The sequence below is a fragment of the Mesorhizobium sp. M7A.F.Ca.MR.362.00.0.0 genome (genome assembly GCF_004023175.1).
In the GTDB taxonomy this organism is placed as follows: Bacteria; Pseudomonadota; Alphaproteobacteria; order Rhizobiales; family Rhizobiaceae; genus Mesorhizobium.
Window position 1 is genome coordinate 1 of the sequence record NZ_RZTF01000446.1, and the last position, 4,913, is coordinate 4,913.

Genomic DNA, 4,913 nt, shown 5'->3' on the forward strand with positions numbered 1-4,913 from the left:
ATTCGGGAGAGGATGGCGGACCGGCGCAATCGCACGCTCTCCGCCAACCAGCGGAAAGACCAGCATCGTCTCGATTGAAAATGTTTAAGCCCGGACTTGGGAAAGAGTAATCAGCGCGCGACCGCTTCGTTGGTGTAGCGCTCCCAGCCCTTCGGGCCGAGATGCTCCTGCGGCATGAAGCGCATCTTATAATTCATCTTGCGCGAGCCGTTGACCCAGTAGCCGAGATAGACATGGGGCAGGCCCATCGCCCTGGCGCGGGCGATGTGGTCGAGGATCATGAACGTGCCGAGCGACCGTTCCTCGAAATCGGGATTGAAGTAGGAATAGACCATCGACAAGCCGTCGGCCATCTTGTCGGTGAGCGCCACCGCGATCAGCTCGCCCTGTCCCTTGCCGGTGATGAACGTGTCTGGTCCACGCCGCCGATACTCGATCACCTTGGTGTCGACATGGGTATCCTCGACCATCATCGCATAGTCGAGCACCGTCATATCGGACATGCCGCCACGGCGGTGGCGGGCATCGAGATAGCTGCGGAACAGGGAATATTGTTCGGTCGAAGGCTCGGCATTGTGCATGTGACCGACGAGGTCGGAATTGTGCTGCAGCACGCGCTTCATGTTGCGGCTGGCGACGAATTCCTGGGCGAGGATGCGTACCGAAACGCAGGCGCGGCAGGTCTCGCAGGCCGGCCTGTAGGCGATGTTCTGCGAACGCCGGAAGCCGCCTTGCGTCAAGAGGTCGTTCATCTCCGCCGCCTTGTCGCCAACCAGGTGCGTGAACACCTTGCGCTCGAACTGGCCGTCCAGATAGGGGCACGGCGACGGCGCGGTCAGAAAGAACTGCGGCGACTGGGTCGGATGCTGCGTCATCGAGCCTTGGAAACACTCCTTCGAATCGCTCTACCTTTGGCGCGGACAGCGAAAAATTCAACAGGATTATGTGGGCGTGGTCGACTCGACGCCTTCACATTTGTGCTCAATCGGTTGCGACTGCTCTTCAGAGGGCCGTTTCAGCGGTCGGTGCGGCTGACGACCGTGCCAAGCAAAAGATCGTGCAAGGTGCGCTTGCGGTCGGAAAACAGCGTTACCAGCAGGACGAGCGGCGACAGGATGACATTGCCGGCCCAGAACAGCACCGAATGGACGACCGCGGTGAGGCCGTCGATCGGCCTCCCGTCGAGCCGGTCGAGGCGGATGCCCACCATCTTCATGCCCGTGGTGGCCTGGTCGGTGCTGCCCAGCGTGTTCCAGATGTAGAGGATGGCCACAGTCGGCAACAGGATACCGAACAGCATCCAGCCAAGCCCGAGGGTCAAAAGCCCGAGGAAGAACACCAGAATGGCAAACGGAATGGTAAGCAGCGCGACGATGACATAGTCGATCACGAAAGCCAGAATGCGCTTCGTGCGCACGCCGTCATAGGCCCTGACATCGTCGAGCCTGCTGGTGATGATTTCGCCGTCGAGAACGCGCGCGTTCATGTCATTTCCTCGTAACAAGGTCCGACATAAGGGTGCGGACCGCTCAGCCATGAAATGGTGAAGGCCTGTGGCGGAATCAAGATCGGGCTTCTTGCGGTGCGCCGGCCTTCAAGGCGCCAGGCGCAATCTGAACCGGTTGAATTTGCGGCGCGGATAGCATTAGCTTGCTGCGGCGCAGCAAAAGCGCACATGGCAGGGGACGGGGCAATATGGACTACGACATGCTGGTCATCGGCAGCGGCCCTTCCGGTCGCCGGGCCGCGGTGCAGTCGGCCAAGCTCGGCAAATCGGTGCTGGTGGTCGATCGCGGCCGGCGTCTGGGCGGTGTCTCGGTGCATACCGGCACCATCCCGTCGAAAACGCTGCGCGAAACGGTGCTCAACCTTTCGGGTTGGCGTGAGCGCGGCTTCTACGGGCGCGGCTACCGGGTCAAGCAGGATATCTCGGTCGGCGATCTGGTCGAGCGCCTGCACAAGACGCTCGACCATGAGGTCGAGGTGCTGCAGCACCAGTTCATGCGCAACACGGTCAAGAGCGCCCGGGCTGCGGTGAAATTCCTTGGCCCCAACAAGGTCAGCCTGACCACCGACACCGGCGATTACAGCGAGGTCGGTTTTGCTAATGCGCTGATCGCGGTCGGCACCAGGCCGCACCGGCCGCGCGATGTGCCTTTCGACAAGACCCGAATCTTCGACAGCGACGAGATGCTGGAACTCGACCGCTTGCCGCGCACGCTGACGGTGATCGGCGCCGGCGTCATCGGGGTCGAATATGCAACGATCTTTTCCGCGCTCGACGTGCCGGTAACCTTGGTCGAGCCGCGGAACTCCATCCTAGATTTCGTCGACCGCGAGATCGTCGACGATTTCATCCACCAGATGCGCGATCGCGGCATGACCATCCGGCTGGGCAGCGCGGTGAAGGAAATCCGCTCCAAGCCGGACGCCGCCGAAGTGGAACTGGCCGATGGCCGCACCATTCGTTCAGAGGTCGTGCTCTACGCCGCCGGCCGCACCGGCAATGTCGGCAACCTGGGCCTGGATGTCGTCGGCATCGATGCCGACTCCAGAGGGCGTATCAAGGCGTATCAAGGTCGACCCGCATACGTTCCAGACCAGCGTGCCCAACATCTACGCCGCCGGCGACGTCATCGGCTTTCCGAGCCTGGCCTCGACTTCGATGGAGCAGGGCAGAGTGGCGGCCTGCCATGCCTTCGGCGTGCCGTTGCCGCCGCCACCGGAGACCTTTCCCTATGGCATCTACGCGGTGCCGGAAATCTCGACGGTCGGCCAGTCCGAGGAACAGGTGCGTGAGAGCGGTGCGGCCTATGAGATCGGCGTGGCGCGTTTTCGCGAAACCTCGCGCGGCCACATCATGGGCGTCAACACCGGTTTCCTGAAACTGTTGTTCTCGGTCGAAACGCGCCGTCTGCTCGGCGCGCACATCATCGGCGAGGGCGCCACCGAGCTCATCCACATCGGCCAGGCGGTGATCAATCTCGGCGGCACCGTCGACTTCTTCGTCAACAACACCTTCAACTATCCGACGCTCGCCGAAGCCTACAAGATCGCCGGACTGGATGCCTGGAACCGGATGGGACGAGGGTAGGCAGGCTGGTCATGCCGGCGAGCCTGTCAGCCTGCCGTCGCCAACGCCGCCGATCCCGACAGCCATTGCCTGACGATTGCCGCGTCGGCGCTGCCGAATTCGTGACCTGATGGGACAATCCGGGCGTCGATCTCGGCGCCATGCTGGCTGAGCAATGTCACCAGAGCAGGGGTGAAGGGCGCATAGGTGAGGTCGGCGGCGCCGGCGATCATCAGCACCCGCGCCTTTGACAGATCCGTCGCCGGCACGTGATCGAGCACCGGCATCGGCCGCAGCAGTGCGGCGCGCTCTATAAGACCCGGATACAGCAGCATCAGGCTCGAAACCAGATTGGCGCCGTTCGAATAGCCGAGGAACGTCGCGCGTGAGAGATCGAGATGGTGGCGTGTGGCCGCGTCGGCGACGAAGCCCGCAAAGGCATCGGTCTCGGTGCGGATGCTGTGCTGTTCGAAGCGCGTCGGCGTGATGCGCGCGAACCAGCGGAAACCATCCTCCTGGACAATGCGGCCACGCACCGCGATCAGCTTGGCCCGCGGTGCGATCTCTCGTGCCAGCGGCACCAATGTCGTCTCGTCGACACCCGATCCATGCAGCAGGAAGAGACATTCGCCGGTTGAATCCACCGGGCTGTAAAGCCGGTAGCTGAAGGCCAGATCACGCCGCAGCGCACCATCTTGTGAGGTCTCTTCGATCATCGCGCATCCTCTTGATTATATGAGGTTTCGCTCAATTTGCCGGCTTCAAAACGCAATATTTTCAAGCTCCGCGAAAGTTGATTGAACCGGGCGCATTACAGTCCGTTTCTCCGCCGATAACATTCCTTCGGGAGGAATCGAAGCGGTGCGCCGGGGGTCGCATTGCCCGGCATGAACAACCAGCTTTGAGGCCTTTTTGTCGATGACCACCCAGATTTCCCCGGACCGCGATGCGCGTGTCCCAGACCGCGAGTCGCGCGTGTCGGAGCGCGATGCGCGTGTCCCGGATCGCACTGAGCGCGACACGCGCATAGACGTGCTCCGTGCTCTCGCTTTGCTGACCATCTATGTCGACCATGTGCCAGGTACCGCCTTCGAGTATCTGACCTACAAGAATTTCGGCTTTTCCGATGCGGCTGAAGTCTTCGTGCTGATCTCCGGCATTTCGGTCGCGCTCGCCTATGGCAGGAAATTCCAACCTGGAAACCGGTTGCTGGCAATCCTGAAGATTTTGCGCCGCGCCGGTGTGCTTTATGCCACCCACATCGTCACCACCATGGTGGTGATGGCCATCTTCTGCGCCGCGGCGGTGTTTGCCAGACGGCCGGAGCTTCTGACGATGATCAACATCGAGCCGTTGATCAAGAATACGCCGCAGGTGCTGATCGGCATCGTGACGCTCGGCCACCAACTCGGCTACAACAACATACTGCCCGTCTATGCGGTGCTGCTCTTGCTGACGCCGGTGTTCCTGCTCATTGTCAGCTATCGGCCGGTCTTGGCACTGGTCGCCTCCGGCGCCCTGTGGCTGGTCGCGGGGGTTTATCAAATTGCTCCGCCCAACTATCCCGAGCCCGGCTTCTGGTTTCTTAACCCGCTGTCGTGGCAGTTCCTTTTCAACATCGGCCTGGCAGGTGCATTGCATGTGCGTCGCGGCGGTACCATCCCGGTCAATCGCTGGCTGGTTGGCGCGGCCTTGGCCTACACCGCTGTGGCACTGGTCTGGGTGCACAGCCCGCTTTGGGGGCATATCTCCTGGTTTGGCCTGCCTCCGGTGCTGACCGGCTTCGACAAGACGTTCCTGTCGCTGCCGAGGCTGCTGCATATATTGGCGGTGAGCTACC

General features: G+C 61.8%; 5 protein-coding genes and 1 pseudogene. 2 read left to right on the top strand and 4 right to left on the bottom strand.

The window, feature by feature from the left end; translation table 11 throughout:
* Positions 1-110: 110 nt before the first annotated feature.
* Together EOC06_RS32585 and EOC06_RS32595 are read right to left on the bottom strand one after the other, a co-directional pair.
* Positions 111-875, bottom strand: a complete 765-nt coding sequence (locus EOC06_RS32585) for an arginyltransferase (RefSeq protein WP_023810205.1) — start codon at positions 873-875, stop codon at positions 111-113.
* 140 nt (positions 876-1,015) lie between these two features.
* The gene (locus EOC06_RS32595; protein ID WP_127322646.1) at positions 1,016-1,486 is read right to left on the bottom strand and encodes an RDD family protein; all 471 of its coding nucleotides are present in this window, start codon (positions 1,484-1,486) and stop codon (positions 1,016-1,018) included.
* A 209-nt stretch (positions 1,487-1,695) separates the two neighbouring features.
* Between EOC06_RS32595 and sthA the strand changes: the two are divergent.
* Positions 1,696-3,094, top strand: a pseudogene (gene sthA, locus EOC06_RS32600) (Si-specific NAD(P)(+) transhydrogenase).
* A gap of 26 nt (positions 3,095-3,120) precedes the next feature.
* Here sthA and EOC06_RS32605 read toward each other — a convergent pair.
* Entirely contained in the window at positions 3,121-3,789 is a 669-nt protein-coding gene (locus EOC06_RS32605; protein ID WP_128309724.1) for an alpha/beta hydrolase, read from the bottom strand.
* Positions 3,790-3,834: 45 nt separating this feature from the next.
* Positions 3,835-3,999 carry a hypothetical protein gene (locus EOC06_RS40400; protein ID WP_164781845.1) on the bottom strand — a complete coding sequence of 55 codons (165 nt, stop codon included), beginning with the start codon at positions 3,997-3,999 and terminating at the stop codon, positions 3,835-3,837.
* Here EOC06_RS40400 and EOC06_RS32610 point away from each other — a divergent pair.
* Positions 3,992-4,913: OpgC family protein (locus EOC06_RS32610; protein WP_128309725.1), on the top strand; the 922-nt coding region annotated here is incomplete at its 3' end. The two genes, EOC06_RS40400 and EOC06_RS32610, sit on opposite strands and share 8 nt — an antisense overlap.